This window comes from Monoglobus pectinilyticus, from assembly GCF_002874775.1.
GTDB classification, from domain to species: domain Bacteria; phylum Bacillota; class Clostridia; order Monoglobales; family Monoglobaceae; genus Monoglobus; species Monoglobus pectinilyticus.
Window position 1 is genome coordinate 1101718 of sequence record NZ_CP020991.1, and the last position, 25880, is coordinate 1127597.

27 protein-coding genes and 1 other RNA gene are annotated in these 25880 nt (G+C 40.5%); 15 read left to right on the forward strand and 13 right to left on the reverse strand.

What is annotated here, in order from left to right; genetic code table 11:
* The first annotated feature begins 59 nt into the window (after positions 1–59).
* The 9 genes from B9O19_RS04885 (at position 60) to B9O19_RS04925 (ending at position 7163) form a co-directional block, all read left to right on the forward strand.
* Complete coding sequence (locus B9O19_RS04885; protein WP_102365361.1) at positions 60–944, forward strand: ComEC/Rec2 family competence protein; 885 nt, start codon at positions 60–62, stop codon at positions 942–944.
* A gap of 255 nt (positions 945–1199) precedes the next feature.
* Positions 1200–1892 (forward strand): response regulator, encoded by a 693-nt coding sequence (locus B9O19_RS04890; RefSeq protein ID WP_102365362.1) that lies wholly within the window; start codon positions 1200–1202, stop codon positions 1890–1892.
* A gap of 198 nt (positions 1893–2090) precedes the next feature.
* Complete coding sequence (locus B9O19_RS04895) at positions 2091–2570, forward strand: hypothetical protein (protein WP_102365363.1); 480 nt, start codon at positions 2091–2093, stop codon at positions 2568–2570.
* Positions 2570–2878: a hypothetical protein gene (locus tag B9O19_RS04900; RefSeq protein WP_102365364.1), complete on the forward strand. Its 309-nt coding sequence runs from the start codon at positions 2570–2572 to the stop codon at positions 2876–2878. Before B9O19_RS04895 ends, B9O19_RS04900 begins: the two co-directional genes overlap by 1 nt.
* The gene (locus tag B9O19_RS04905) at positions 2875–3597 is read left to right on the forward strand and encodes a hypothetical protein (RefSeq protein WP_102365365.1); all 723 of its coding nucleotides are present in this window, start codon (positions 2875–2877) and stop codon (positions 3595–3597) included. The genes B9O19_RS04900 and B9O19_RS04905 overlap by 4 nt, the downstream gene beginning before the upstream one ends.
* Before the next feature lie 84 nt (positions 3598–3681).
* The gene (locus B9O19_RS04910; RefSeq protein ID WP_245863042.1) at positions 3682–5034 is read left to right on the forward strand and encodes an MATE family efflux transporter; all 1353 of its coding nucleotides are present in this window, start codon (positions 3682–3684) and stop codon (positions 5032–5034) included.
* 61 nt (positions 5035–5095) lie between these two features.
* Complete coding sequence (locus tag B9O19_RS04915; RefSeq protein WP_102365366.1) at positions 5096–6040, forward strand: alpha/beta fold hydrolase; 945 nt, start codon at positions 5096–5098, stop codon at positions 6038–6040.
* A gap of 270 nt (positions 6041–6310) precedes the next feature.
* Positions 6311–6721, forward strand: coding sequence for a VOC family protein (locus tag B9O19_RS04920; RefSeq protein WP_102365367.1), 411 nt, complete (start codon positions 6311–6313; stop codon positions 6719–6721).
* Positions 6722–6911: 190 nt separating this feature from the next.
* Entirely contained in the window at positions 6912–7163 is a 252-nt protein-coding gene (locus B9O19_RS04925) for a hypothetical protein (RefSeq protein WP_102365368.1), read from the forward strand.
* 52 nt (positions 7164–7215) lie between these two features.
* Here the strand turns inward: B9O19_RS04925 and B9O19_RS04930 are convergent, their stop codons facing one another.
* From B9O19_RS04930 to B9O19_RS04980, 11 genes are read right to left on the reverse strand one after another with little or no spacing between them, the layout of a single operon-like run.
* Positions 7216–8103, reverse strand: coding sequence for an NAD(P)/FAD-dependent oxidoreductase (locus B9O19_RS04930; RefSeq protein WP_102365369.1), 888 nt, complete (start codon positions 8101–8103; stop codon positions 7216–7218).
* Between the two features lie 10 nt (positions 8104–8113).
* A complete protein-coding gene (trxA, locus tag B9O19_RS04935; protein ID WP_102365370.1) occupies positions 8114–8425 on the reverse strand; it encodes a thioredoxin in 312 nt (103 codons plus the stop codon).
* Positions 8426–8480: 55 nt separating this feature from the next.
* Positions 8481–9581: a polysaccharide deacetylase family protein gene (locus B9O19_RS04940; RefSeq protein ID WP_102365371.1), complete on the reverse strand. Its 1101-nt coding sequence runs from the start codon at positions 9579–9581 to the stop codon at positions 8481–8483.
* 20 nt (positions 9582–9601) lie between these two features.
* Positions 9602–11053, reverse strand: a complete 1452-nt coding sequence (rho, locus tag B9O19_RS04945) for a transcription termination factor Rho (protein ID WP_102365372.1) — start codon at positions 11051–11053, stop codon at positions 9602–9604.
* 9 nt (positions 11054–11062) lie between these two features.
* Positions 11063–11710: a CvpA family protein gene (locus B9O19_RS04950; RefSeq protein ID WP_158648919.1), complete on the reverse strand. Its 648-nt coding sequence runs from the start codon at positions 11708–11710 to the stop codon at positions 11063–11065.
* Between the two features lie 36 nt (positions 11711–11746).
* The gene (locus B9O19_RS04955) at positions 11747–12970 is read right to left on the reverse strand and encodes a DUF5711 family protein (protein ID WP_102365374.1); all 1224 of its coding nucleotides are present in this window, start codon (positions 12968–12970) and stop codon (positions 11747–11749) included.
* Between the two features lie 16 nt (positions 12971–12986).
* The gene (gene truA / locus B9O19_RS04960; protein WP_102365375.1) at positions 12987–13739 is read right to left on the reverse strand and encodes a tRNA pseudouridine(38-40) synthase TruA; all 753 of its coding nucleotides are present in this window, start codon (positions 13737–13739) and stop codon (positions 12987–12989) included.
* A gap of 1 nt (position 13740) precedes the next feature.
* A complete protein-coding gene (locus tag B9O19_RS04965; RefSeq protein ID WP_102365376.1) occupies positions 13741–14550 on the reverse strand; it encodes an energy-coupling factor transporter transmembrane component T family protein in 810 nt (269 codons plus the stop codon).
* Positions 14551–14584: 34 nt separating this feature from the next.
* Entirely contained in the window at positions 14585–15427 is an 843-nt protein-coding gene (locus tag B9O19_RS04970; RefSeq protein WP_102365377.1) for an energy-coupling factor transporter ATPase, read from the reverse strand.
* 38 nt (positions 15428–15465) lie between these two features.
* The gene (locus B9O19_RS04975; RefSeq protein ID WP_102365378.1) at positions 15466–16320 is read right to left on the reverse strand and encodes an energy-coupling factor transporter ATPase; all 855 of its coding nucleotides are present in this window, start codon (positions 16318–16320) and stop codon (positions 15466–15468) included.
* Between the two features lie 22 nt (positions 16321–16342).
* Positions 16343–17224 (reverse strand): class I SAM-dependent methyltransferase, encoded by an 882-nt coding sequence (locus tag B9O19_RS04980; RefSeq protein WP_102365379.1) that lies wholly within the window; start codon positions 17222–17224, stop codon positions 16343–16345.
* A gap of 291 nt (positions 17225–17515) precedes the next feature.
* Between B9O19_RS04980 and smpB the strand changes: the two genes are divergently transcribed.
* The 5 genes from smpB to B9O19_RS05005 all read left to right on the forward strand — a co-directional run bounded on the left by smpB (position 17516) and on the right by B9O19_RS05005 (position 20066).
* Entirely contained in the window at positions 17516–17989 is a 474-nt protein-coding gene (gene smpB / locus B9O19_RS04985) for an SsrA-binding protein SmpB (protein WP_102365380.1), read from the forward strand.
* Positions 17990–18013: 24 nt separating this feature from the next.
* Positions 18014–18451: a GatB/YqeY domain-containing protein gene (locus tag B9O19_RS04990; protein ID WP_102365381.1), complete on the forward strand. Its 438-nt coding sequence runs from the start codon at positions 18014–18016 to the stop codon at positions 18449–18451.
* Between the two features lie 27 nt (positions 18452–18478).
* Complete coding sequence (locus B9O19_RS04995) at positions 18479–19315, forward strand: alpha/beta hydrolase (RefSeq protein ID WP_102365382.1); 837 nt, start codon at positions 18479–18481, stop codon at positions 19313–19315.
* Between the two features lie 26 nt (positions 19316–19341).
* Positions 19342–19689: a transfer-messenger RNA gene (ssrA, locus tag B9O19_RS05000) on the forward strand.
* Positions 19690–19790: 101 nt separating this feature from the next.
* Positions 19791–20066, forward strand: coding sequence for a barstar family protein (locus B9O19_RS05005; RefSeq protein WP_102365383.1), 276 nt, complete (start codon positions 19791–19793; stop codon positions 20064–20066).
* 110 nt (positions 20067–20176) lie between these two features.
* Here B9O19_RS05005 and B9O19_RS12255 read toward each other — a convergent pair whose 3' ends face one another.
* Positions 20177–20452 (reverse strand): DUF6794 domain-containing protein, encoded by a 276-nt coding sequence (locus B9O19_RS12255; RefSeq protein ID WP_353964138.1) that lies wholly within the window; start codon positions 20450–20452, stop codon positions 20177–20179.
* Positions 20453–20574: 122 nt separating this feature from the next.
* Between B9O19_RS12255 and B9O19_RS05015 the strand changes: the two genes are divergently transcribed.
* A complete protein-coding gene (locus B9O19_RS05015; protein WP_102365385.1) occupies positions 20575–20898 on the forward strand; it encodes a helix-turn-helix transcriptional regulator in 324 nt (107 codons plus the stop codon).
* Between the two features lie 953 nt (positions 20899–21851).
* Here the strand turns inward: B9O19_RS05015 and B9O19_RS05025 are convergent.
* A complete protein-coding gene (locus tag B9O19_RS05025) occupies positions 21852–25766 on the reverse strand; it encodes a glycosyl hydrolase family 95 catalytic domain-containing protein (RefSeq protein WP_102365386.1) in 3915 nt (1304 codons plus the stop codon).
* Between the last annotated feature and the right edge of the window lie 114 nt (positions 25767–25880).

Genomic DNA, 25880 nt, shown 5'->3' on the forward strand with positions numbered 1-25880 from the left:
TTTTAAAACGTCAGAAATATTATATGAAAAACACCAAAATTATTATGAGGTGATTTTTTATGAAAAGATTTAAAACCAACATTTTATTTTCCATACTATTAATTTTTACAATCAGTTTTCTTACCTCCTGCACAGGGAGCCATAATTCACCGTATACAGACGGCTCCGGGAATTTACCGGCAAGCGGAGTGTACGGCGCGATACTCAATACCGGAAAGTCTGATGCAATAATACTTACAGTTGATGGGGAAACGATGGTTATAGACGCCGGGGAAACTGAAAACGGAGACGATGTTTTAGCTCATCTCAAATCCTGCGGCATAGATAATATAAAATACTTCTTAATCACACACTTTGATAATGACCATGTCGGCGGCGCAGCTGCAGTCGTTAGCGGAACATCAGTCAAAAACGTTATTATCCCTGATTACGTAAGGGACAGTAAAAATTATAATAGCTTTATGAATGCGTTAAATGCAAAAAATATTGAGCCTTTAACTCTTAAAAACGACATAAATATTTCTTTGGGAAACGCAGTTATTTCCCTATATCCGTCGAAGAGAACTGAGCCATACACAAAAGACGAAGACGACAACGCCTTCTCAATTGTGTCTATAGCAGAATATAACGGAGTTCGGCTATTATTTGCCGGAGACGCCGAGAGCGAGAGAATAGAGGAACTATTAAATTCAGGCATTGAACTTGGCTGCGATTTTATTAAGGTGCCTCACCACGGCAAAAAGGACGGAAACGAAAGTTTAGAACTTGCAGAAGCCGTCTCTGCAAAATACGCGGTAATCACCGACAGTGGCGGCGAACCTGCCTCGGAAAAGGTTTTGAAAGCATATAAGGATTTGGGAACAGAAGTCTTTGAAACCAAAAACGGTGCGGTATACTTTAAAATTGATGATAATGGTCCCGAAGTTATTATTGCGGAGACTTAAACAGCGCCGCCTTAATTGTTATTTTTTCCCAAATATAATACCGTTTATTTAAATAGTATAAAAGATTTAAAAATATTTTAATAAAAACCTTGATTTTTTAAGAGAAGTAGTATAAAATTAGTGTATATGTAATGGAAATGTAATTATTCCTATTTTTTAATTGCATTGTTTTGTGTTTGGTTTTTACCGCCTTTAGGCGAAGTGGTATAGATTTACATATAATTCATTGGAAAACTATGGGGGTGCTAAACCGGTATGGGTAAAAAAGTCTTGGTCGTTGACGATGAAAAAAGCATTGTTGAAATTTTGACTCTTAACTTAAAAAATGAAGGATACACGGTATGCGAGGCATATGACGGCGAAGAAGCCGTTAGGAAGGCGGAATCCGAAAAACCTGATTTGATACTGCTTGACGTTATGCTTCCGAATATGGACGGCTTTTCTGTCTGCAAAAAAATCAGAGAGACTTCTTCTGTTCCAATCTTAATGATTACAGCACGTGAAGAAGAAGTGGACAAGGTTTTAGGGCTTGAGCTCGGAGCTGACGATTACATAACCAAACCTTTCAGCGTACGTGAACTTTTGGCAAGAGTCAAGGCCAATATGAGAAGAAGCGATATAGTTCCTCAGCAGGCTGAGGTTGAAAACGATATAGTTGAAATCGGCTGTTTCACTCTTGACTGTAACAGATATGAGCTTTATAAAAACGGAAAGCTTATCGATTTAACAGTCAGGGAATTTGAACTTATTAAATTTCTTTCAGCACAGCCGAATAAAATATATTCCAGAAAGAGTCTGCTTGAATATGTTTGGGATTATGAGTACTACGGCGACGTCAGAACTGTTGACGTTACTGTTAGGCGCGTCAGAGAAAAAATTGAGGACGACCCGTCTCAGCCAAAACATATAATGACTAAACGCGGTGTTGGTTATTACTTTGCAATATAATTTAATTGAGCCGAAAATTCGGCTCTTTTTTATTGCTTATTTATATATGGTAGTGAATATTTTAACAATTATCTTCCAATATTTAAAACGCTCTTGACTTTCTAACTGTTTTATGGTACCTTTTTATTATGAAATATGTCGAAATATGTAATAACATATAGGATTTATTGCCGTATATAACAATTGGGGGGTATTATCTTGGTAAATATTCAGGAAGAAATCAGCAGCCGAAAAGTTGGAAACGCTTTATATTTTGATTACCGAAGATTTTTTGGGATGCTTTCCGTGTGGCTCGTATGCGCCATATTCTCGTTTTTCCCCCTTATTTTAAGACCTATGTTTACCAATGTTGCTGAAACAATGGATATTGGATACTGGATTATGGTGTTCAGTGACAATGATGTTTTATATCTTGTCGTTGCAATATCAGTAGTCGCCGTGGGTATGTCGATTTTAATAGGAAAAAGGAACTCTGTGGCTGTATATCTCATTGCAGTCTTGGAGGTTGTTGGGATATTTTTGGCTATGATGGGGTATTTAATGCTGGAAGGAGACCCTGTTTTGTTTGGAGAAACAGTATATAAAATTAATATTTGGGCTGTTACTATATCAGTCGTTTTAGCTTTTGTATTATTCCTGTCAGTTAGTTTCAGGGTACGAGAAGGAGCTGAAAAATAATGAATATGGGATTTTCTTTCTTACTGGCCTCTGTTATAATCACCGGAGTATGTATACTTATTTGTATAGTTTATATGTCCTATAAAATCTCGGAAGCCTGGCACTCGACGCGGCTTATAGACGCTGAGTTCCCCAGCACTACAAAACATCTTACCAAAAAAAATGTGAAAAAACTTGAAGATTTTTATAACAGACCCGCGTCCGAGGCAAGGTTTGCTATGGGACTGTTCTATTCAGATGAAAATGTTAACGCTCTGAGAAGAAAAACATCGCCGATTAAACTTCCGAAAGGTAGGTATAATATATGAAAAGACAAAAAACTGCTGTCGCTGACCAAACCACTAAAGTCATACCGGTTGTCCAAAATGATAAAAATATAAAAAAGACAACTGACGGCGCCCCTGACAAGGATAGCATAGACGCTTCAAACAAAGCTTTGTTTGAAGGAATAAACTCTTATAGGAAAAATGAGATGACTGAGAATGAATATTGGGAACGTATTTTCTATGTTCACCTCAAAACAAAGGAACTGTATATCTTAGCTGAAGAGTACGGCTCTGAACTTCAGACTTTCTTTCTTCCGATAAACAGCCTTAAAAACGCGTATGAGAATATCATTCATGTGTGCGCCAACGACTATATGGCAAGAATCGGTAATTCCGATTCCAACCCAAAGTATGTTCTCGACAATTTAAGGGCCGCTTTGGGGCATGAGTGCAAAGCATTCTTTGATACGGCGGACTTTCTCTCAATATTACTCAGAAAGAAAATAGCTGAATGCTTAAACGGCTTTACATATCCGCAGATTGCCTCAGTGTGGGACGATTACAACACAGTCAGACTTCAGCTTATACAAATAAATCAAGAAATAAGCGAAATTAGAAACCGCAAGTCTGACACAAACGACTACTATATAGACGAGGATGTTGAAAAATACTATTTTGAAACCAAAAATCTGCTCGACTGGTATATTTTTGTTGAAGAAAAGGTATACCCAAAGCTTGAGCAGCGTTTCAACGACATATAACATTGACTAAATTAAATATATTTAAAAGGGGTTTTATAACCTCTTTTTTGAATTTTGCGGAAAGGAGCCTAAAAATTGAACGATATTAAAACCCGCGCTAATGATTTTTCAAAGGGAAGCATTCTTAAACATATACTGCGTTTAGCTATACCTATGACGATAGCGCAGCTGATAACCATACTATATAACATAGTGGACAGAATGTTTATAGGGCGAATAGGCGGTGTAGAAACGACTGACGCGCTTACCGGAGTGGGAGTCTGCCTTCCCATCGTTACAATTATAATGGCTTTTTCAAATCTGATAGGCGCCGGAGCCGCGCCGCTCATATCAATTGAGCGCGGCCGCAACAACGGCGAGGAATCGGAAAGTATTCTCGGAAACGCCTGCAGTCTGCTTATAATTGTCGGTATATCAATTTCTGTTTTGGGCTTATGTTTTAAAACTCCGATTTTAAAGCTTCTTGGAGCAAGCGACGCAACACTTCCATACGCTGATTCATATATCACTATCTACCTTATAGGAGCCATTTTCCCGGTGATAGCTCTGGGGCTTAACAGTATAATAAACGCCCAGGGCTTTGGAAAAACCGGTATGCTCACCATAGCTATCGGCGCCATGCTCAATATTATTCTTGACCCGATACTGATTTTTGTATTTAATATGGGCGTGGCAGGAGCGGCGATTGCAACTGTGATTTCTCAAATTGCTTCAGCCATTTGGACAGTAGGCTTTTTACTCAGCAAAAAGGCCACATATACCATAAAACTTCGCCATATGATAAGACTTAATTCCAGAAGGATTAAAAAAATACTGTCGCTCGGGTTGGCAGGGTTTACAATGCTCGCTACAAACGCGGCAGTTCAAATGGTCTGCAATATGACGCTAAAACAATACGGAAGCGATTTATATATTGGAATCATGACGATAATAACATCTGTCAGGGATATACTTGTTCTGCCTGTTCAGGGATTTTCACAAGGAGCTCAGCCCGTGCTTGGATACAATTACGGGGCTGAAAAAAATGGCAGAGTCAAGAAAGCAATAAAATATATGTCTGTGATTTTAATATCATATACTGTTTTAGCTTGGATGACCGTTGCTGTCTTTCCCCAATTTTTTATACGGATTTTTACGGAGAATTCAGATTTGCTTGCCGGAGGCGTTCCGGCTCTGCACATATACTTTTTTGGTTTTTTCTTTATGGCTCTGCAATTCTGCGCTCAAACAGTCTTTACCGCTTTGGACAAACCGAAGCAAGCTGTTTTTTTCTCTATGTTCAGGAAAATAATTATTGTGGTCCCTATGACAATTTTGCTCCCCGTTTTCTGGACGCCGCATGTAAACGGCGTGTTTTGGGCGGAGCCTATCTCAAATCTGATAGGAGGCGCTGCCGCTTTCACCACTATGATACTGACTGTATACAAAAAGTTGTGATTAATTAATATTTTAAGGCTATAATATAATTATAGCTTATATATTGGGAAGTGATAATTCCATGAAATCAAAGACGTTAAAATTAATTTCTGAGCACGATTCGCTTATACTTAGCGTAATGTTATGCACGCCTGATACCACCGAAAACATACAAGGGATACTTCAATTTTCACATGGTATGACCGAACATAAAGAACGGTATTTAAACGTTATGAAATACTTTACTTCAAAAGGTTATATCTGTATAATTCATGACCACCGCGGCCATGGAAAAAGTGTGAAAAACCGTGATGACCTAGGATATTTTTACGAAGACGGTGCTACGGGTATAGTTGAAGATCTGCGCCGTGTGTCAGAATATGTTAAAGACCTCTATCCGGATTTACCTCTATATCTGATTGCCCATAGCATGGGTACCTTAGTAACCCGGGTTTATTTAAAAAAATATGACTATATACCTTCCGGGGTATTTCTATGCGGCGCGCCGAGCTCTGACAACTCTACAGGCGTCATAACCCCTGTGCTTGATAAATATGCCAAACTCCGGGGGGACCATTATAAAGACCAGCTGATAAACGACCTTTTTGTCGGAATCTTTGATTTTGTATTTAAAGACGAGAACCAAAAAAGCGCATGGATTTGCAGTGATAAAAACGTAGTTGACGAGTTTGTAAACGACCCGCTGTGCGGATTTTCTTTTACGATTAACGGATACATGGGCTTGCTGGAGCTTCTCAACCGAACGTATCTCGACAACACATTAACAGCCGGAAACCCCATGCTTCCAATCATATTTATGTCAGGCTGTGAAGATTCATGTATGCTGGGATACAAAAAACATATCGAGGCGGTTTCCAAACAGCAGGAAGCCGGATATTATTATGTAGGAAGCAAGATGTATGCCGGTATGAGACACGAGATACTAAATGAAATTGGCAAAGAGCAGGTATATGAAGACATATTAAAGCATATCGAACTCTTTAAACAGATGAAAAAAATATTATAGAAAATAGTAAATTTTTGGTGATTATAAAATACTTTTTTCAGCCGGAAAGGCTTATGAAATCAGCATTTCTGTCATCTGAAAAACCGTCCTGCAAAGGGTAAAATGGTGCCCAAGCGAACATACAGTTATAAACAGCAGCATGAAGTAATGAAACGAAATGAGCTGTTTGACATTTCCATGCGGCCATATTAAAATGAAAAAGATAGTTATGGGCTTGTAGGCTTTAGGCGGATAAAGCGTATTTAACAAATTAGAATTTGGAGGTTAATTATGAGGTTAGACGGTTTTGGATTGTTCGTAAACGATATGGGAACTATGATTAGATTTTATAGAGATGTGCTCGGCTTCGCAATTAAGGAAAATGAGCAGACATCGAATGTTTATCTTGTGAAAGATGGCACATTGTTTTTGCTTTATGGCAGAAAAGACTTTGAGAATATGACAAGCAAAAAATATGAATATGTGAAGGGCCTGAACGGTCATTCGGAAATTGCACTTTATGTTGATACTTTTGAAGAGGTGGATTTGGAATACAAAAATGCAATAAATAAAGGCGCAACGGCTGTTTTGGACCCCACAACAGAGCCTTGGGGACAGAGAACCTGTTATATAGCTGACCCTGAAGGAAACCTTATTGAAATCGGTTCGTGGAACAAACCCTTTGAAACAAAAGACAAATGACAAATCCCAGTTTGCCGGGCTGATTAAATGCGCCTTATTTGCATAATACGTATTCCTTCTTTAGCCGTTTTCAATAGTGGCAAGCAGGGCACTTTGCCCTGCTTGCCACTATTATTTTCGGTGGAATCGGAATTCCCGCCGCGCATGAAAATAGCCCCGGTATGAGATAGCACACTTCTCATGCCGGGGCTTGTTCAGACTGCGTCTGCTTACCGTTAGCAGCTTTTCAGGGATTGCTTTTTCAGGGCATACGCTGTATAATAAGGCTGTCAGCAGGCCGGACAAGGGCTTGCTGATTTTTTGTTTTGTGGTGCCCAAATGGTGCTGGGATTTACAAAACCATGCTGTTACAGATTGTGCCGGTTTAGTCGCCGGATTTGAGGAAACGCCCATTTCATGCGGGTCTGCGGGGAAAGCTATGAAACAGCTTGCCGCCTTATGACGCCTGAAATTGCTATCCTAACGATAAAAAATTCGATTAAAACAAAAATTTTCTACATTGTAGCCACTGCGCCGTCTGCGGCGGCTGTTGCCAGCTGTCTGAGCGGTTTTGTTCTGCAGTCTCCGGCTGCATATATTCCATCAATATTTGTCTTGCAGTCTTCGCCGGAAATGACATATCCGGCGGCGTCTAACTCTACCAAGCCTTTTAAAAAACCAGTGTTCGGAATCTGTCCCACGGCTACAAAAAGGCCATCCACAGCCAGCCCTGAAATTTCACCGCTTATTTTATTCTGCAGTTCCACTCCGTTCAGCCTGCCATCCTCGCCCTTTTTAAACGCCGTTACTGTAGAGTTGAGTATGAATTCCACGTTTGATTTTTGTTTCAGCTTTTCAACCGTGGATTGGTCGCCTCTGAACTCATCTCTCCTATGAATAATATATACAGTCTCACATAATCCCGATAAGAATTCCGCGTCCTCTAAGGCTGTGTTTCCGCCTCCGACAACGGCAACTTTCTTTTCTCTGAAAAAGGCTCCGTCACAGGTTGCGCAATAAGACACGCCGAGACCAACTAAATCCTCCTCGCCATCAACGCCGAGATTACGGTTTGCTGCGCCTGTGGCTATTATAACACGTTCGCATTCGTACTCTTTATCGGCAGTCAGCACTGTTTTGGAATTATCGTTAACCTTTATCCCCACGACTTCTCCATAATCTATCTCTCCGCCCAGCTCCAATACCTGCTCATAAAGAGCGGTAGCGAAATCAAACCCGGATATGTTTTTTATTCCGGGGTAATTTTCAACCCCGAGAGAATTAACAATCTGTCCTCCATAAGTGTTTCCCTCAAGAATTATCGCGCGTTTGCCTTGTCTTGCAAGATATATTCCTGCAGTCATTCCTGCGGTTCCGGCACCTATAATCACTGCGTCGTACATTGTCTCACCTCTATTTTATAAAGTCAAGCAAAGCGGCTTTCGATTTTGCGCCGACAGACTTGTTTACCGGCTGTCCGTTTTTAAATAATATAAGGGTAGGAATAGACATTACACCAAATTTACCCGCCAAATCCTGCTGTTCGTCAACATTAACTTTTCCAATCTTTATGGTCTGAACCTCTTCGGCTATCTCGTCAACAATCGGAGAAAGCATACGGCACGGTCCGCACCATGAAGCCCAAAAATCCACCAATACCGGTTTTTCCGAATTCAATACTTCAGATTCAAAATTTTCAGATGTTACAGTTATTACATTTGACATAAGCTTTTACCTGCAAGGTTTATCGCCCTGCTTTTCCTTTCTGAATTTTAATATTTTAATTTATAATTTTATTCGAAACCGCCTGTCTTATAAGCTCAATTACATTGACGTTTCCCATAAGCCCGCTGACAGTTATCCTTGTCATATTCTCAACCCCGTCCCGCGGTATATTCACCTCATAATCTATATCCGTCGCATCGTCTCCAACCAAACACTGAGCAATAAATCCCGCCTTGTGTGAAGCGTCGATAGCAATATCAGAATATGAACCGTAGGGGTATGCAATCATATCGCATGTTTTTCCCAAGTTCTTTTCTATCAAATATTTAGACTTGCGAAGCTCGTAGTTAAGAGTGTCCTTATCCAGCTCGCCGAGTTTAACATGGTCGTTTGTGTGCGATTCTATATCAATGAGACCGCTGTCCTGCATCTCTCTTGCCTGCTCCCATGTGAAGTGTGAATAATTCACCTTTCCGCTTTCCTTTGTAGCCCCTACTGTATCGGTTACTACAAAAATAGTCGCCGGGATCTCGAGTTCTTTCAAAATTGGAAACGCCACTTCATAGTTTGACGAGTATCCGTCGTCAAATGTTATTATAATAGGATTTGTTGGGATAGTCTTAGAACCGTCACGGCATTTCACAAAATCCACATAATCTCTTAATGATATAGGAGTATACTGCGTCTTAATCGCCGTCATATGCAAACGAAAATCTCTTGGTGAGATAATAGATATCGCATTTGAGCTGTCAAAATCATCCGATATATGATGATATAACAATATTGGCACCTTAACAACATCAGCTTCCGGTGTTCCGGCTCTAACCTCATTAGGAGGCTGCGTCGCCGACGGTTTTTGGGTAGGCGCTGCTGTTGGTTCAGGCGTGGCATCTGGGTTCTTAGTCGGTTCAGGCGTAGCGTTCGGGTCTTTTGTGGAAGCCGGCTCCGGAGTGGCGGTCGAATATATATCCTTTATCCAAGAAGGCGGATTTCCCGTCTCGGAGTTTGCGCTTGAGCTTCCCGTAGTATTTCCAAAAGCAACGTTAACGCTGCCATCATAATCAAGACCGGTTTCTTCGGCAAATGCCGCCGTTCCATAAAATGAAATTGATGAAGCAGCAATCATCGCCGCTAAAACCAGGGATAATTTCTTCATAATCAATTCTCCTTTATTGTTTACTTAAAAACTTTTTCTATTACACTAATAAATTCATCGTTATTCTGTGAACCTACAATGTACCTAAGTATAGTCTCTGTTACATCTGCTGTATTCTGTCCCACAAGAGCCCTGCGGATACGCCAAACAGCTTCCTTTTCTCTCTGACTTAACAAGAGCTCTTCTTTTCTCGTGCCGGATTTGGCTATGTCTATTGCCGGAAATACACGGCGCTCCTGTAACTTTCTGTCAAGATGAACCTCCATATTTCCGGTCCCTTTAAACTCCTCATAAATCACGTCGTCCATGCGGCTGCCGGTCTCTATGAGCGCGGTTCCTAAAATTGTCAGGCTTCCGCCCCCTTCAATATTTCTGGCCGCGCCAAAAAATCTTTTGGGCTTATATAAGGCGCCGGGATCCAATCCGCCTGAAAGAGTTCTTCCGGTTGGAGCTATAGTTAAGTTATACGCTCTGGCCAGACGTGTTATGCTGTCCAGCAGTATAACAACGTCCTTTTTATGTTCAACCAAACGCTTTGCCCTTTCCAATACGATTTCTGCCACTTTTGTATGATTCTGCGGCTCCTCGTCAAAGGTAGAATATATAACGTCGCCCTTTATGCTTCTCTGCATATCGGTAACTTCTTCAGGGCGCTCGTCTATCAGCAGAACTATCAAATTAACGTCAGGATTATTTTGGGTTATACTATTCGCTATATTTTTAAGAAGCGTTGTTTTTCCGGCTTTAGGCGGAGCAATTATTATTCCCCTCTGACCTTTTCCGACAGGCGCTATTAGGTCAATTATCCTCATAGAATAATCCGTCTTGACTGTCTCAAGCTTCAAACGCTCTCTGGGATAGATAGGCGTCAAATCCTCAAAAGCTTTTCTGCGTATTGACACGTCTACCTTATCGCCGTTAACGGACTGAACATAAAGAAGAGCCTGATACTTTTCACCCTCATGCTGCATTCTCGTGTTTCCGACAATATAGTCCCCCGTCTTAAGTCTGAATCTTCTAATCTGAGCCTGAGGCACATACACGTCGTCAGGACCCGACTGGTAATTATCCGACCTCAAAAATCCATATCCGTCTTCAAGAACCTCAAGAACTCCGCTCATTAAGTTTGTGCGGCGAACCGGGTCGCTGTATTCTATAACTTCATTTTTTACAGGCTGAACAGCCGGTTTATCATTTTTATTTTCTCCGCCCGGGCGGCTGTTATTCTGAGGTTCCTTTTCTGAAACATTATTTTTTTGCAACGCCTGATTAGAAGCTTCTGACGAATTCTTAACCTCTTCAGTTTTTCCCGATTTTTCATTTTCAATAAAATCAGAAACCGCTTCAATAAGCTCCTGTTTCTTGAGTTTTGAAACGCCTTTAAGACCCAGATTTTTAGCATATTCTCTGAGCTCAACTATCTTCATATTTTCTAGTTTCTCCATTTCAGCGGAGCTGCTTTTCCTGTTCATTAAATCCTCCTACTTTGACGACAAGTTATCATAATCCGTCGGCGTAACCAACTGCACTATCGGGTTGTTTTCATACATAGCTTTTGTCAGGGTTGATTCTGAAATATATTTTTGAGTATTTTCATTCTCCCTCAGCGGGGTTATAGCATATACAAGAGCCAAAACTAAATATATTATGATAACACCCTCAATTATTCCAAATACCACTCCAACCGCTCTGTCAAAAAATCTTATCACGGGAAGTCTTGAAACGATATTAACCACTTTTCCTATAATAGAAATTAAAATTCGGGTTATAATAAACACCGACAAAAACGATATCAAGTTTAAAACCAAATTTGTAATAAAGCTGGTTAAAGCGTCATTTAAAGCCGTCTGTCCGGTTGCCACCATGCTTCTCATGTACTCCGGCAGCGCCGTCGCAGTTAATGTTTCCGAGGCTATTTTGGGTTCAACATATTTCGTCTGCACAATTGAACGAATCATATCTCCAAAAGCGCTTCCGACTATAAAATCCTTAATATAAGGATAAAGGATATATGCCAAAATTATGCTCGCAATAAAAGCCGCTACCTTATATGCTGATTTTAAAAAACCGTTTTTATAACCCACCCAGATAAAAATTGTGAAAAAACATGCTGTTAGAATATCAAGCACCGTGAAACCTCCTAGAATATTTTCCGACAAACTCTGTTATTTTATCCTGACAATATCAGCCTTATTCCCTCCGAGAACCAAAACATTGCGTTCATTCCCATATATACCTATGCTCATTATATCATGTGATATCTCTATAGATTTTTTAAGTTTTCCTTTATAATTTAAACATATAAGGTTTCTGGAAGTCGCTGCGATTATATTGTCATTATAACCGGCAATGTTTTTTATCTCGTCACTGCTGGTATAACTTCCGAGATATTTGCCCGAAATACTATAAATCTCAAGCACTGAGTTTCCCCTGCTGTCCCTGCACAGGAACAACAGATTATCACCGTTTTCAACATCATATTTGACAGGTGATTTTCCGGCTAAATCAATTTCAAAATTCTTATTCCCTTTTTTTGAAAATCCAAATATCTTGCTTTGTCCGACAGCAGTTATATTGCTGTTTTTATCAAAATTAATTTTCGCAATGAGAGTGTCCTCGCAAATTGCAGTGCCGCTCTCCTGTCCGTTTGACGTATTCATAACCCGAATCTTTGAATAAGTCTCGTCTCCGTCGCTCATCATCTGCGCAACGGCAATATACTTGCCGTCTTTTGATATATCAACGTCCGTTATATATCCCTCTCCGCTGTTCCATTTAAACACCTCGTCAGCCTTTTTATTAAAAACCACCACTGTGCCCTTATAACCTTCTTCGGCAAGCGCGGCAACCGCATATCCCTTTTTATTGACTTTAGCTGACAATATATCAGTGCTTATTGGATAATTTACTATATTGTTCCCATTTGTATCATACAGATTCAAGCTGTTATTTCCGTCCAGGTCCGCTAAAAGCGCGTATTTTCCGGCAATATCTATTGTCGGATTCGTGAGCGTCATTTTTATATTCCAAACGTCTCCGCCTTTGTTGTTAACATCCTTGATTCCACTTTTGTTAAGCAACAAAACATCTTTGCCGAAAGCATACTGAATATACTGTCCTCCCGTATCAAACTCCAAATCCGAATATGCACGGTATGTAGTATTCGGAACTATAACAATGTTTACAAACAGAGCCAAAAGCACTGCTAAAACCGCCGCGATAAAGCTTAAACGAATTGCGTTGATACGGACGACCTTACCTTTGACAGTAATATTTTTTATACTGCTTCCATCCATCTTTTTTATAAATTTTACTGCGGAGTCATACTTTCTCTTTAAATAGTTGCCTATCTGAGAGAAGCTAAACTCTTTGTTGAGATCAAATTTCATATCAGGTCATCCTCAGCTATAAATATACTTTTTTTAGAAACAACCCCTGAGGCGGAGCTGTAATACCGCCTTGGCGTCTGTCTTTACTGCATATAATTTCAGGAATATCCGAAACCTCAATTCTGCCGGTGCCTACATCCGCAAGCGTACCAACAATTATCCTAACCATATTATATAAGAATGCGTCAGCTTCAACGGTTATTGTCAGCAGTTCGGGAAACTCCCCGCTCTGCTCCGCTCCGCATACGCTAATAGTTCTGACAGTCGTTTTCTGCTGTCCTCCTGCCGCCATAAACCCAGCAAAATCATGCTTTCCTTCAAAAAAAACAGCAGCAGCTTTTATCTTTTTAAAATCTAATTTGTATGGAAAATGCCAGCTATATCTATTTAAAAATGGATTTTTTAAAGCGCTGTTCCAAATATTATAAATATACCGCTTTCCGTTTACAGAAAAACGCGAATTAAAATCATCCGCCGCAACCCAGGCTTCCAGGGCGGTTATATCGTCTTCTAACCTATAATTCAACGCGTACGGCAGTTTTTCCACCGGGATTTTTGTTTCTGATTTAAAATTAAAAATATAATCCAAAGCATGTACGCCGGCGTCGGTTCTGCTGCAGCCTGTTACCTTTACATCAGACCCGGTCAGTTCCGAAAGAGCCTTTTCTATAGTGCTCTGAACAGTTACCCCATTAGATTGAGACTGCCAGCCGTGGTAATTTGTTCCGTCATACCTGATTCTCATTGCAATATTTTTTATATTTTCCATATTAAAAACTTCCAAATCCAAAATTCAGTGAAAGAATTATTCCAAGCAATATTAAAACATATAACCAGCTCATTATATCTATTCCTGAGAATTTAAGTTCATAGAGCCTGGTTCTGTTTTCTCCGCCTCTGTAGCAGCGGCATTCCATTGCCGTGGCAAGCTCATCAGCCCTGCGAAAAGCGCTGATAAACAGAGGAATAAGTATCGGCACCATGGCCTTTGCCCTGCTCAGAAGGCTTCCGCTGTCAATGCTGGCCCCCCTGGCAGACTGAGCTTTCATAATCTTATCCGTCTCATCCAGCAATGTTGGTATAAACCTCAGCGCGATAGTCATCATCATAGCTATCTCGTGCGCCGGGACATGAATTTTTTTAAATGGGGTCAGCAGGTATTCGAGACCGTCTGTCAGCGCTATCGGAGAAGTTGTCAAAGTTAATAGAGATGTGCCTAAAATCAGAAAAATCAACCTCAGAACCATAAACGCCGCAAAGCGTATACCCTCTTTGGTAATGGTAAATATCCACCAATGCCATACGGGCGTGCCTGAGGTCAAAAACAAATTAAAAAGCCCTGTGAACACAATAAATATCATTATCGGCTTAAGCCCTTTTATTAAATACTTAGGAGACAATTTTGACACAAAAACACAAATCCCCAAAAATACCGCCAATGCCAAATAGCCGTAAAAATTCTGAACGATAAACACCAAAACCACATACGCTATCATTATTAAAATTTTAGTTCTCGGGTCCAGCTTGTGGATAAAAGAATTCCCGGGAAAATATTGACCGAGTGTTATATCTTTTAGCATTTTTCCGCCTTTCAATAAAACTATATTAAATATTTTACTTCAACATAGGAGCCAGCACTCTGTATGCGTCCCCAGTAGTGTAGATACCTCCCGGAACGTCAATCCCAGCTTCTCTGAGCCTATCCATCACCCTTGTTATCTGAGGAACATTAAGCCCAATCTCCTGAAGTCTTCCGCTTTTGCAGAACACCTTATCAGGGGTATCAAACATCTCAACATGGCCGCCGTTCATAACAAGAATTCTGTCGGCAAGTTTTGCAACATCCTCCATACTGTGAGACACCAAAAGAACCGTCAAATTCATCCTCTTGTGCATATCTCTTATCTTAAACAATATCTCATCCCGTCCTGCCGGATCCAGCCCTGCCGTCGGCTCGTCTAAAATCAAAATCTTAGGCTCCATTGCCAAAACCCCGGCAATGGCTGCTCTGCGCTTCTGACCGCCGGACAAATCAAACGGTGATTTTTCAAGCAGACTGTCATTAAGCCCTACCATGTTTGCGGCAAACCTAGCTCTCTCCTCAACCTCTTCACGAGGGAGACCCATATTAGCCGGACCAAATGAAATATCTTTAAGCACCGTTTCTTCAAAAAGCTGATACTCAGGATACTGCATAACCAATCCGACTTTAAACCTTATATCCCGAAGATTTACGCCTTTATCATTAATATCAGTTCCATCTATAAAAACTCTGCCCTCAGATGGTTTTAACAGACCGTTCAGCATTTGTATCATAGTTGACTTGCCTGAACCCGTATGGCCTATAACCCCGATAAACTCACCGGGTCTCACCTCCAGGCTCACATTGTCAAGCGCCTTTTTTTCAAATGGACCGCCCTTCATATATGTATAGCTTACGTTTTCAAGCTTAATCATTAATGCCTGCCTCCGTATAAGAAAATCATATCAAATTATCAGCAATTCTTCTTTAGTCTCTTTATTAATTCTTCAGCGCACTCCTTATCATTAAGAACGCGCGGATTAAAGTCAAGACCGAGCTTATTGAGCATATATATTAAATATGTGGACTGAGGTGTATCCAGTCCCAAATCCACCAACCTATCTACCTGCGGAAAAATATCTCGGGGAGCGCCTTCCATAGAAATGTGTCCGCTGTCAACAACTATAACCCTGTCGGCCTGAACCGCCTCATCCATATAATGAGTAATCAGAATAACAGTCATGCCCATTTCCCGGTTGAGCTTTTTTATTGTTTGTATAACTTCCGCTCTGCCGTTCGGGTCAAGCATTGCCGTAGGCTCATCCATAACCAATATTTCGGGCTGCATAGCCAAAACTCCCGCAATAGCAACCCTCTGCTTCTGACCGCCGCTGAGCATATGAGGCGCATGCCGCTTAAACGCGGTCATTCCTACAGTTTCCAGCGCATTATCAACACGCTCTCTTATCTCCTCGCGCGATACCCCTAAATTCTCAGGGGCAAACGCAACGTCCTCTTCAACAATTGTGGCAACCATTTGGTTATCGGGATTTTGAAACACCATCCCGACCCTTCTGCGTATATCAAAAAGCCGGCTTTCGTCAGAAGTATCTATCCCGTCAACAAACACCTTGCCATCAGTTGGAAGCAAAATAGCGTTAAAATGCTTTGCAAGCGTTGACTTTCCGGACCCGTTATGCCCGAGAACCGCTAAAAATTCTCCTTCTTTAACGTTCAGGCTCACATTATCGAGCACACGGTTTTTCTCTCCGGTGTCCTCGTCCGTGTATTCAAATATTAAGTTGTCGACAGTTATTATATCTTCCATAAAGAGATACCCCTAAATACAATTATCTTTTAACCCAGCGTGCTGAATAGCCGCATGGAAGCACAAGTCCGCCGTTTGTTACAGGCAGACCGATTTCATCTATATCAATTTCTCCGCCAAACTTTTTGCAGAGCGTGAGTTTATAAATATTGCTCATTACATTGCCCGACATTCCGGTAGTATATGAATTAACCAAAAAAAACAGGGGATTGTCAGACATGACATTTAAACACGATTCAATAAGACCAAAAAGCTCATTTTCTATTTTCCAGACCTCGCCGCCCGGGCCTCTGCCGTAAGAAGGCGGATCCATAATTATACCGTCATATTTGCGGCCGCGTCTGAACTCACGCTCCACAAACTTCTTTACATCATCAACAATATATCTGATAGGCCTTTCATCAAGACCGGACAAAACAGCGTTTTCCTTAGCCCAGGTAACCATACCTTTTGCCGCGTCAACGTGACAAACGCTGGCTCCTGCGGCAGACGCCGCCATAGTAGCGCCTCCGGTATACGCGAAAAGATTCAAAACATTTACCTCATTTTTAGGCCTGCCGCTATTTTTGATTATATCTGAAAACCAGTCCCAGTTTGCAGCCTGTTCCGGAAAAAGCCCCGTATGTTTAAATCCCATAGGCTTTATTCCGAATTTGAGTTCACGGTAACCTATAGTCCAGGACTTCGGCAGTTTTTTAAAAGTCTTCCAGCTGCCGCCTCCGGTATGGCTTCGGTCATACCTGGCGTCCGCCGCTCTCCATAACTTTGACTTGTCCGCCTCGCTCACTGTCCAAACTATTTGAGGGTCGGGTCTGAGCAGAATAACATCTCCCCAGCGCTCCAGCTTTTCGCCGTCAGACGCGTCCAAAAGTTCATAATCTTTCCACTTATCGGATAAAAACATAAAGATCCTCCGCTGAATTACAAAACAAGATAAATTTGGGTAAATTTGCCCAATAATAATTTAATGTATATTTTAACACGTATTGTATTGAAAGTCAAGGGTGAGAGATTTGTAAACATATTTAAAAACTGCCGAAATTAGGCGGATTTTTCATCAAATTACTGTGACAATACACTTGACTTTTGTTAAAAATAAAAGTATAATGTACAAGCTAAACAGATAAGATTTTTTGTTTGAATTGTTTCAGAACAAAATTTTTTTACACAGTTAAAATCCAAAAGAGGTGAGAATATGGCTGACAAAAAACCGGCGGACAGAGTAATAGCGCAAAACAAAAAAGCTTTTCATGATTACTTTGTAGATGAAGAATTCGAGGCCGGAATTGAACTTTTGGGAACCGAAGTCAAATCGGTGCGCGCCGGAAAGATTAACTTAAAAGACAGCTATGTTTCACTCAAAACAGGCGAAGCCATATTGATAGGCACACATATAAGCCCGTACGAGCACGGAAATATATTTAACAAAGACCCCGAAAGAGCGCGCAGACTGCTTCTGCACAAACGTGAGATAAACCGTCTTATCGGTTTAACCCAACAGCAGGGCTACACGCTTATACCTCTGAGAGTATATTTTAAAAAACAGCTTGTTAAAGTTTCAATAGGTCTGTGCAGAGGTAAAAAGAATTACGATAAGCGTGACGCTATGGCAAAGCGTGACGCTAAAAGAAACATAGACCGCGCCATTAAGAATTATAACCGTGGATAAAACCGCGGAGTTAGGAGATATATCATGACTATAAAAGACTTACAAACCGAAATGATTGCCGCAATGAAGGCAAAGGAGAAGAACAGAAAAGACACAATCTCCGGGCTAATTGCCGCCGTTAAAAAGGTTGCCATTGACGAGGGATGCCGGGACGATATTCCGGAATCAATGGTTGAAACTGTTATTTTAAAGGAGCTTAAAACCGCCAAGGAGCAAGTGGAGACATGTCCTGAGGACAGAACCGAGCTGCTGGCTGAATATAATGAGAAAGTAAATATAATCAGTGAATTCGCTCCAAAACAGCTGTCCGCTGACGAAATAAAGACAATTATAAACGAAAAATTCTCAGACGTACTAGCTTCCGGCAACAAGGGCTTGATTATGAAATCGGTAATGTGCGAGTTAAAAGGCAAAGCAGACGGCAAATTAATAAACCAAATTGTGGCTGAGCTCTGCAAATAGTTGTATTGATTCTATGGAGGAAGACCAATGATTATCAAAAGTTTTGATATGTCGGTGGATTATGCTGAACTATCTTCAAACCAACCTAATGAAACGGCAAAACTAACCTCATATATTCTTGAACCTGAGCTTGTTTCAAAAACCCTATGGAACAAACGCCCGGCTATTATTGTATGCGCCGGCGGCGGATACCGCTCAAGGTCAAGCAGAGAGGCGGAGACGATTGTGCTTAAATACTGCGCTGCCGGATTTCATGGATTCCTTCTCGATTACTCAATAGAACCAACCGGCTGGCCTGCTCCTACATGCGAGCTTTCAAAAGCCGTCAAGACCGTAAGGGCTATAGCTGATGAATATTTTATAGACCCGGACAAAATTTTTGTATGCGGGTTTTCCGCCGGCGGTCATCTTGCCGCTTCACTGGGAGTATATTGGGACTTGCCTATGATACAGAAAGGTTCGGAAGCGACAGGAGAAGAAAACAAACCGAACGGTTTGATTTTGTGCTATCCGGTTATAATAGAAGACGACGGAAAAACGCACGACGGCACCAAGCAAAGATTTACGGAGGGCAAACCTGAAAAGCTTGAATATTTTGGTTTGGACAAGCGCGTGACCTCAAACACGCCTAAAAGTTTTATATGGCACACATTTGAGGATAGTTCGGTGCCTGTATACAGTTCAATGCGGTTCGCGTCCGCTCTGCTGGAACACGGAGTAGAATACGAACTTCATATATACCCAAAGGGAAAACACGGACTGTCGCTCGGCAATAAGCTGACCGGATGCGAGGAAAAGCATTTTGTACCCGGCGTAACCGGATGGATGGAGCTTTCAATAAACTGGATAAACAGCCAGTTATAATATAAATAGTTATAATATTTACACATGGGGGTGTAATGGTTTCGACAGGGTCGTAGAGGCCTGAGGAGCGAGCCGTGGCGGGCGCCACGTTAAAAGCCCAACTTTAAAATTAAACGCTAAAAATAATAACGTAGCTTTAGCTGCCTAGTTGCAGCTTGTCCGCCTGAGTTTACCGCAGACTCAGGTTAGGGCATCAATGATGCGGTGAACGTGAGCCGGGAAAGCTTTGACCCGGCCATGAATTAATGAAGCTACCGAGCTATGCAGTTTGTCAATGGACTGCACAGTAAGGGAATTTTAACCATTGACTACGCTCGTAGTGCCTCTTGAGGATACTTCTTTGGACAGGGGTTCAATTCCCCTCACCTCCACCAAAATATAAAAACCGGCAAATTAAGCCGGTTTAATTTTATATTTATAAATTAGTTTAAAGATATTATAGCCAGGCAAAGAACAAAATAAGGAATGAAAAATTATGAATCAGATAACATTAGATTTAACCGGGTGCAAGTCACCATTAGAATTACATTTGATTATAAAAAATACTTTTGGATTTCCTGATTTTTATGGAAATAATCTGTCTGCACTATGGGATAGCTTGTGGGAATATTGTCCTCCTGATACCGTCATTTATGTGAAAGGCGTTAATACTCTGCCAAAAGATTTTGATGAGTATATGAATAAGATATTTGATATATTCAAAAGATTAGAAGATGAAGATGAAAATATAAAATTTGAAATTATGTCTTAAATATAAATATAAGAAATAACTAGATTAATAAGGTAACAAAGTAAAACCACAGTTTTAGCTGTGGTTTTTATTATTTTGATGTCTTTTTTATTACATATTTTTAAAATATTTTAAATTTTATTCCATACATAATAATGAAATAATTTAATTATAAACGAAGACATGTCATCAGGTTGTTCTATACCATTTTCTATAAATAGATCACACAGGACACTATCTTTAGGGTATATTAAATTATTTCTTATCCATGTACCTAATCCAAAATGGTACCGATATAAGTCAATAATTCTAGTATTTTTAAATTTTAATAAGTCTTTTTCTGAAAACAGACTTTCAAGTGTTGGAAATATATTTTCAATTTCACTGTATAAATTCAAATTAATCACCTCAAAATAGTAATATCTTAAAATCAGATAAAAGTGAATACGAAATTAAACTTTATGTTAAGCTATAAAAAAGCAATCAAATATAATATAAATAATTTTAAAGTAGATTGAGGGGAGAAAAAATGTATGAGGAATATATAAGGAAAAGAATAACAGAATTGCGGATGAGAAAAAATGTATCAGAAAGATGTATGAGTTTAGATATGGGACGTTCTGAAGGATATATAAATCATATAACATCAGAAAAAGCGATGCCGTCCATGAAAGAATTTTTTGAAATATGCAGATATTTTGGAATAACGCCTTACGAATTTTTTAATGAAAATATGAAGTACCCTGAACAAATACATAAAATAATAAAAGGATTAAAAAAACTTAATGAAAAGGATACAGAATTGATAATTAATTTAATAGAAAGTTATAAAGATGATAATAAAAGATATTAACACATCTGCGACTTCGCACCTCACAAGGCGGATTTCATCTGCATTGATACATATTAATGACACTGTAGGTTGTAAAGAAATGAGTAGGTATATATAACATACACTTTTTAAGAAAAGTGTGGTCACACTCGCAAGAAAAAGAAATGGTTTATATACATATTCTCAATACGAAATTGGTGTATTGAATTATCCTATTGAAACTCTAATAAAATTGGCAATTTTCTATAACACAAGTGTGGATTATCTTCTTAGATTAACTGATAATCCTACACCATATGAACGCAGTAAGTCAAAGAATTAGATAGGTTATTATATATTGTTTTAAATTATTTTCTTTGTATATGACCCCATTAAAAAATTTTATTATTACATAATAATGGTGTTTGAACCATTTCTTTTTCTCGTAAGAAAAAGAAACGCTTCACCTGTGACCACACCTGCAAGGTGTGTGTAATATAAAGTATCTTGTTTTGCCATTACCTACAATGTCAATAATATGTATACGCAAAGAAAGAAAAAGTGCTTGCTCGCTTAGGTCGCCTACGGCTCCAAGGGGCGCTCGCACCCCGCTCATTTCACCATGAAGCGTGGCTTCATGATGAAAAAAGCCCTGTTACTTTCCCGTTGACTTTGTGTACTACCGTGAAAATAGATATTCCGAGTTACAATTGATTTAATTATTAAAAAATTGAAGGTTTAATTTTATTTAACACAAAAATCAGGGTTTTTAGTGAACATCGGTAGGGCAAACGTAGTTTGCCGCGTTAGGTGAACTATCATCTGAACACGCAGTGTTCAATATACAATTATTTTATTAAAACTATATAATTTATGATAATAAACTATTAAACTTAGTTATTATAAAACATTAATACATAAGCCCGCCGGTTTTATATGAAAACCGGCGGGCTTTTTACTTTTAATCTAGAATTTTATTAAAATTCGTCCTTAACTTAAACGGATACCTTAGCTTCATATGGAGTATCCACTAACGGCGTCATATTAGTCACATCATCCCATACCATAACTTTTAGATTTCCGTTCGCCGCAGGAGCATATACCGCCGTGTTTGTCTCTGGCGTCACACCTGCACTCTTTATGTCAATCAATACGCCTTCATCGTTATAAAGCGCAAATATAACTGTCGCATTTGCGCGTCCGTCAAACACATTCGAACTTACGGCGGCTGTGTAATTTCCTTCCGCTTCAGTTACTTCTAATCCGCTGTCTGCAGATGGCGTTGCGCTCGGAGCAACATCCGGAGTTGCGCTTGCGTCCGGGTCAGGATTATAATTCGGATTTTTAACCTCATATACTCCGTGCAAAGTCTTTACATTCGCTACCCACTTATCTTTAACATTTCCTTCTGTATAAAATACTGCATAAAGGTCGTGTTTTCCTGTCACGCCTTCAGGAACAGTAATCTTGCCCAAATCCTGCGCGCTGTACCCGGTTGCTGTAACCATACTATGTGCGATTTCAGGACCGTCCTTCGAATCCAGTCTTATAGAAACATATCCGTCAGTCTTAGCACGGGTATCCAATTCAAGCGAAAGACTCTTAAGTCTATCCATAGTACAGTCCGGATAATAATATCCAACTTCACCTGCTACTCCGCCGTGAGCGGGATAATATGTGTTATATATAAATCCCACATTGCCGGTTTTACTCTCTATTTTAGGCAATTGTGAATCGTTGACAGTATTAAAGAACCCTTTAGCATCCGTAGCTAAACTATCCCATGTCGCTTCTATATATTCCTTTTCGGTCTCGCCGAAGTTGTCAATTGTATACGTCTTACCAGCTGTCGCGTTAAATGAAAGCAAAGTCTCGTCCTGATTAAGTGTTCCGGTCACTACGTTTCCTTCGCTGTCCTTTACAACAGCTGTTCCCATGTACTTATTGCGGACTTTTAACTCTCCGTCTGTTGCTGCAGTAACCTTTGCTTCAACAGGTTTGCCTTCACTCCAAGTCAGATCAACTGTAGCTCCGCCGAGTGCTTTAAGCCCCTTAAAGCTTCCTGCCTGCCAATCTGAAGGTATTGCCGGAATGAGGTTGATTGAACCATCATGGCTCTGCATAACCATCTCTGTTATACCGCTTGCCGCACCATAGTTTCCGTCTATTTGGAAGTTAGGATGCTGGTCAAATAAGTTTGGTGATGTACGGGTTGTAAACAACTGATTAAGCAATGTCGATGCAAAGTCGCCGTTAAGCGCACGCGCATTTAAATTGATTCTCCATGCGACACCCCAGCCCTGACCGCTGCCGGCTCCGCGTCCGCTGACAGAACTCTGATATGCCTTAAATATATCCTGCTCGCTTTCATTTTCGCTGTAAGCGCTCAAATGCTTGCCCGGGAACATCTCCCAAAGCTGTGAACAATGTCTGTGTCCGTTATTATTGTTTGCAATATGCTCATTTATGCTTGTTGACGCACCTGTAAACGGGTTAATTATATTCTTATATTTTCCGCTTCCATCAGCAACCGTCGAGAAGTCAAAAGCAACATCTCCGCGTGCCCACTCTTTAATAAGGCCTTTTTCGTCAATAAGATTCGGCGCAACCTTACCCGGCTCATCTGCCAAATAACTTGACGGCATCTGTTCTGCTATCTTAGCCAGCAAATCAGCGTCTTCTGTCTCTTTGCCCAAAACTTTAGCCGCTTTTTGAACAGTGTCGTAAAGGTTTCTAACCAACTGTGTATCCATTGCCGGTCCCGGCTGAACTCCGCCCTGTTCAGGCGAGCATGACGCCGCTGTAATTAAATATCCGGTTACAGGGTCTTTAACCAAGTACTTTGTAAAGAATGATGCAGCACCCTTAATATATGGATAAACTTCTGCCAAATACTCGGTATCCAAATTATACTGATAATACTGCCAAGCATGGTCAAGCAGCCATACTCCTCCGGTAGGCCATAAGCCTGCTGTTGCGTTGTCTATAGGCATAGTACCGCGCCACAAGTCATAGTTATGGTGCATTACCCATGGGTCTCCCGGCTGATATGTGTCATCGCCTCGGTCGTTATATATACCGTACTGGTTTGCAGCAGTTATAGAACCGCCCTGTGCCAATGAGGCAAAAGTTTCTATCAGCGGCTTTTCATTTTCAGCCAAATTGAGCGGCTGTGCCGGCCAATAGTTCATTTCAGTATTAATATTTATAGTATACTTTCCGCCCCACGAAGCGCTTCTGCTTGCGTTCCATTTTCCCGCAAGGGTCAGAGGCTGACTTATTTGTATTGGAATATCTCCGGTTGCGGCATTACCATCACGTCCCGGTCTCGAACCGGATATGAGCAGATACTTTCCATAATTGAACTCCAGTGCCGCCAGCTGGTTATCACCGTCTCCATAAGCGCTGTATACGCCGTTTGCATTAGCCTTTGAAAGTGAGCTGTCTGCTCCTACTTTATAACCGCTGTCACCGTTTACATCTTTTCTGATCCTCTTCTCTGTAGGAACATTAGAATTATTAACGCCTTCTTTATTTGCAAGAGATAAAGATGTGCGGGTAAACTGCTCACTGAAATCTGCGAGGTGTCTGCTCTTTATTGTCTGATAATCTTTTGATTTAACGTTGCTTACGTAAACCGCACAGTCGTTTGCCGGCTTAGCGTTGTCAACATTCAGATAGTCCACATAATTCGAAGCTCCGACAACATAGATTGTAGCTGTCTTTCCTCCGCTTATATTAATTGTGGTATTATCATCAGAAACTGTTAAAACCGCTCCCGGCTCGCTGTCCACTATCATGTGAGCTTCAAAGCGTATAACGTTAGGACCGCCCGGCTCATTGCTCTTTCCTCCGTCTGTAACGCGCGCGGTAAGCTTAAGTTCATTATCGCTTACTTTTTCAAACTTATAGGCTGACGCGTCTTGATTATGGTATGTATGGAAAGCAGCGTCAAAATTGAGGTCGCCGTCTGATTCTATATGCGTAGCCACTGTTTGGTCCGGATAGCTGGCAAAGCTTTCTCTTGTAAAGTGATTGCCGTTATAATCATAGTCAACAGTAACGGTACCGGTTTCCATATCCAAAGCTTTTGTATAATTTGTTACGTCCTTATGACTTTGATTAAAGTCAAGATATACTTCAACAAACGACTTGAAAACTTTCTGTGATTTTGGATTTCCCAAGAATGTTGATTCCACCATGCGTTCCATACTGTATCTGTTTTGAACCGCTTCGTTCGTAGCAGAGTTATCATTGTTTAAAGCCTGATTTGAGATACTCTTATTGGCAAACGCCGGGAAGTTAGTTCTAAATGTTTCATCTCCGACAACAGCGTCAGCCGAACCTATTTCTGCCGGATTTCCGTTTGCGTCAGCACCGCGGAAATATCTCCAGCCGCCCTCTTTGCTTCCGCTTGTCTGGTTAACTGCCGAAATACGCTCTGCATTAGCGATAGCAGTAGTATCCGTGTTTGAATTGTTTGATACAATTTCGCCATTCTCATTCTGCAAATCCGCATAGGGAGAACCGCTCCAAATGGTATCCTCATTGATTTGAATGATTTCTTTGTCGATAGCTCCGGCTACCATACCACCCATTCTGCCGTTGCCTATAGGATATGCGTGAGTCCATAGGAACTCAGCATATGACCACTTATCTAACTTTTCACCCGGTTTCGCATATGGACTTTGAACGTCGCTCTTGTCCTTATTGCTCCAGTTTGGATCCATGCTTGAGTAATTTTCATCCACATTTTCAACCATATTATTTGTCCACATTACAGTTTCAGGGTCAAAGTTCTTTGCCGCCGAAACATCTGAGGACTGCGACAGAACCACACCGCCGAAAGCTGCAGCGGTTAAACTAACGCCCACCGCAAAACTTAACAATCTTTTCCAGACTTTTCTCATTTTCTTTTCCTCCTATTTATTAGGTAAACATATTATACCTCGAAAATAATTTATTTTATAGAACCGCTTTAATGTTGATTTTTTGGTACCAATTTTGTATAATACTATTAGTTA

Bases quoted from the DNA above. Each gene is read 5' to 3' on its own strand.
- B9O19_RS04885 (WP_102365361.1), top strand. From the start codon at position 60: ATGAAAAGATTTAAAACCAACATTTTATTTTCCATACTATTAATTTTT.
- B9O19_RS04890 (WP_102365362.1), top strand. From the start codon at position 1,200: ATGGGTAAAAAAGTCTTGGTCGTTGACGATGAAAAAAGCATTGTTGAA.
- B9O19_RS04900 (WP_102365364.1), top strand. From the start codon at position 2,570: ATGAATATGGGATTTTCTTTCTTACTGGCCTCTGTTATAATCACCGGA.
- B9O19_RS04905 (WP_102365365.1), top strand. From the start codon at position 2,875: ATGAAAAGACAAAAAACTGCTGTCGCTGACCAAACCACTAAAGTCATA.
- B9O19_RS04915 (WP_102365366.1), top strand. From the start codon at position 5,096: ATGAAATCAAAGACGTTAAAATTAATTTCTGAGCACGATTCGCTTATA.
- B9O19_RS04920 (WP_102365367.1), top strand. From the start codon at position 6,311: ATGAGGTTAGACGGTTTTGGATTGTTCGTAAACGATATGGGAACTATG.
- B9O19_RS04930 (WP_102365369.1), bottom strand. From the start codon at position 8,103: ATGTACGACGCAGTGATTATAGGTGCCGGAACCGCAGGAATGACTGCA.
- trxA (WP_102365370.1), bottom strand. From the start codon at position 8,425: ATGTCAAATGTAATAACTGTAACATCTGAAAATTTTGAATCTGAAGTA.
- B9O19_RS04940 (WP_102365371.1), bottom strand. From the start codon at position 9,581: ATGAAGAAATTATCCCTGGTTTTAGCGGCGATGATTGCTGCTTCATCA.
- rho (WP_102365372.1), bottom strand. From the start codon at position 11,053: ATGAACAGGAAAAGCAGCTCCGCTGAAATGGAGAAACTAGAAAATATG.
- B9O19_RS04955 (WP_102365374.1), bottom strand. From the start codon at position 12,970: ATGAAATTTGATCTCAACAAAGAGTTTAGCTTCTCTCAGATAGGCAAC.
- truA (WP_102365375.1), bottom strand. From the start codon at position 13,739: ATGGAAAATATAAAAAATATTGCAATGAGAATCAGGTATGACGGAACA.
- B9O19_RS04965 (WP_102365376.1), bottom strand. From the start codon at position 14,550: ATGCTAAAAGATATAACACTCGGTCAATATTTTCCCGGGAATTCTTTT.
- B9O19_RS04970 (WP_102365377.1), bottom strand. From the start codon at position 15,427: ATGATTAAGCTTGAAAACGTAAGCTATACATATATGAAGGGCGGTCCA.
- B9O19_RS04975 (WP_102365378.1), bottom strand. From the start codon at position 16,320: ATGGAAGATATAATAACTGTCGACAACTTAATATTTGAATACACGGAC.
- B9O19_RS04980 (WP_102365379.1), bottom strand. From the start codon at position 17,224: ATGTTTTTATCCGATAAGTGGAAAGATTATGAACTTTTGGACGCGTCT.
- smpB (WP_102365380.1), top strand. From the start codon at position 17,516: ATGGCTGACAAAAAACCGGCGGACAGAGTAATAGCGCAAAACAAAAAA.
- B9O19_RS04990 (WP_102365381.1), top strand. From the start codon at position 18,014: ATGACTATAAAAGACTTACAAACCGAAATGATTGCCGCAATGAAGGCA.
- B9O19_RS04995 (WP_102365382.1), top strand. From the start codon at position 18,479: ATGATTATCAAAAGTTTTGATATGTCGGTGGATTATGCTGAACTATCT.
- B9O19_RS05005 (WP_102365383.1), top strand. From the start codon at position 19,791: ATGAATCAGATAACATTAGATTTAACCGGGTGCAAGTCACCATTAGAA.
- B9O19_RS05015 (WP_102365385.1), top strand. From the start codon at position 20,575: ATGTATGAGGAATATATAAGGAAAAGAATAACAGAATTGCGGATGAGA.
- B9O19_RS05025 (WP_102365386.1), bottom strand. From the start codon at position 25,766: ATGAGAAAAGTCTGGAAAAGATTGTTAAGTTTTGCGGTGGGCGTTAGT.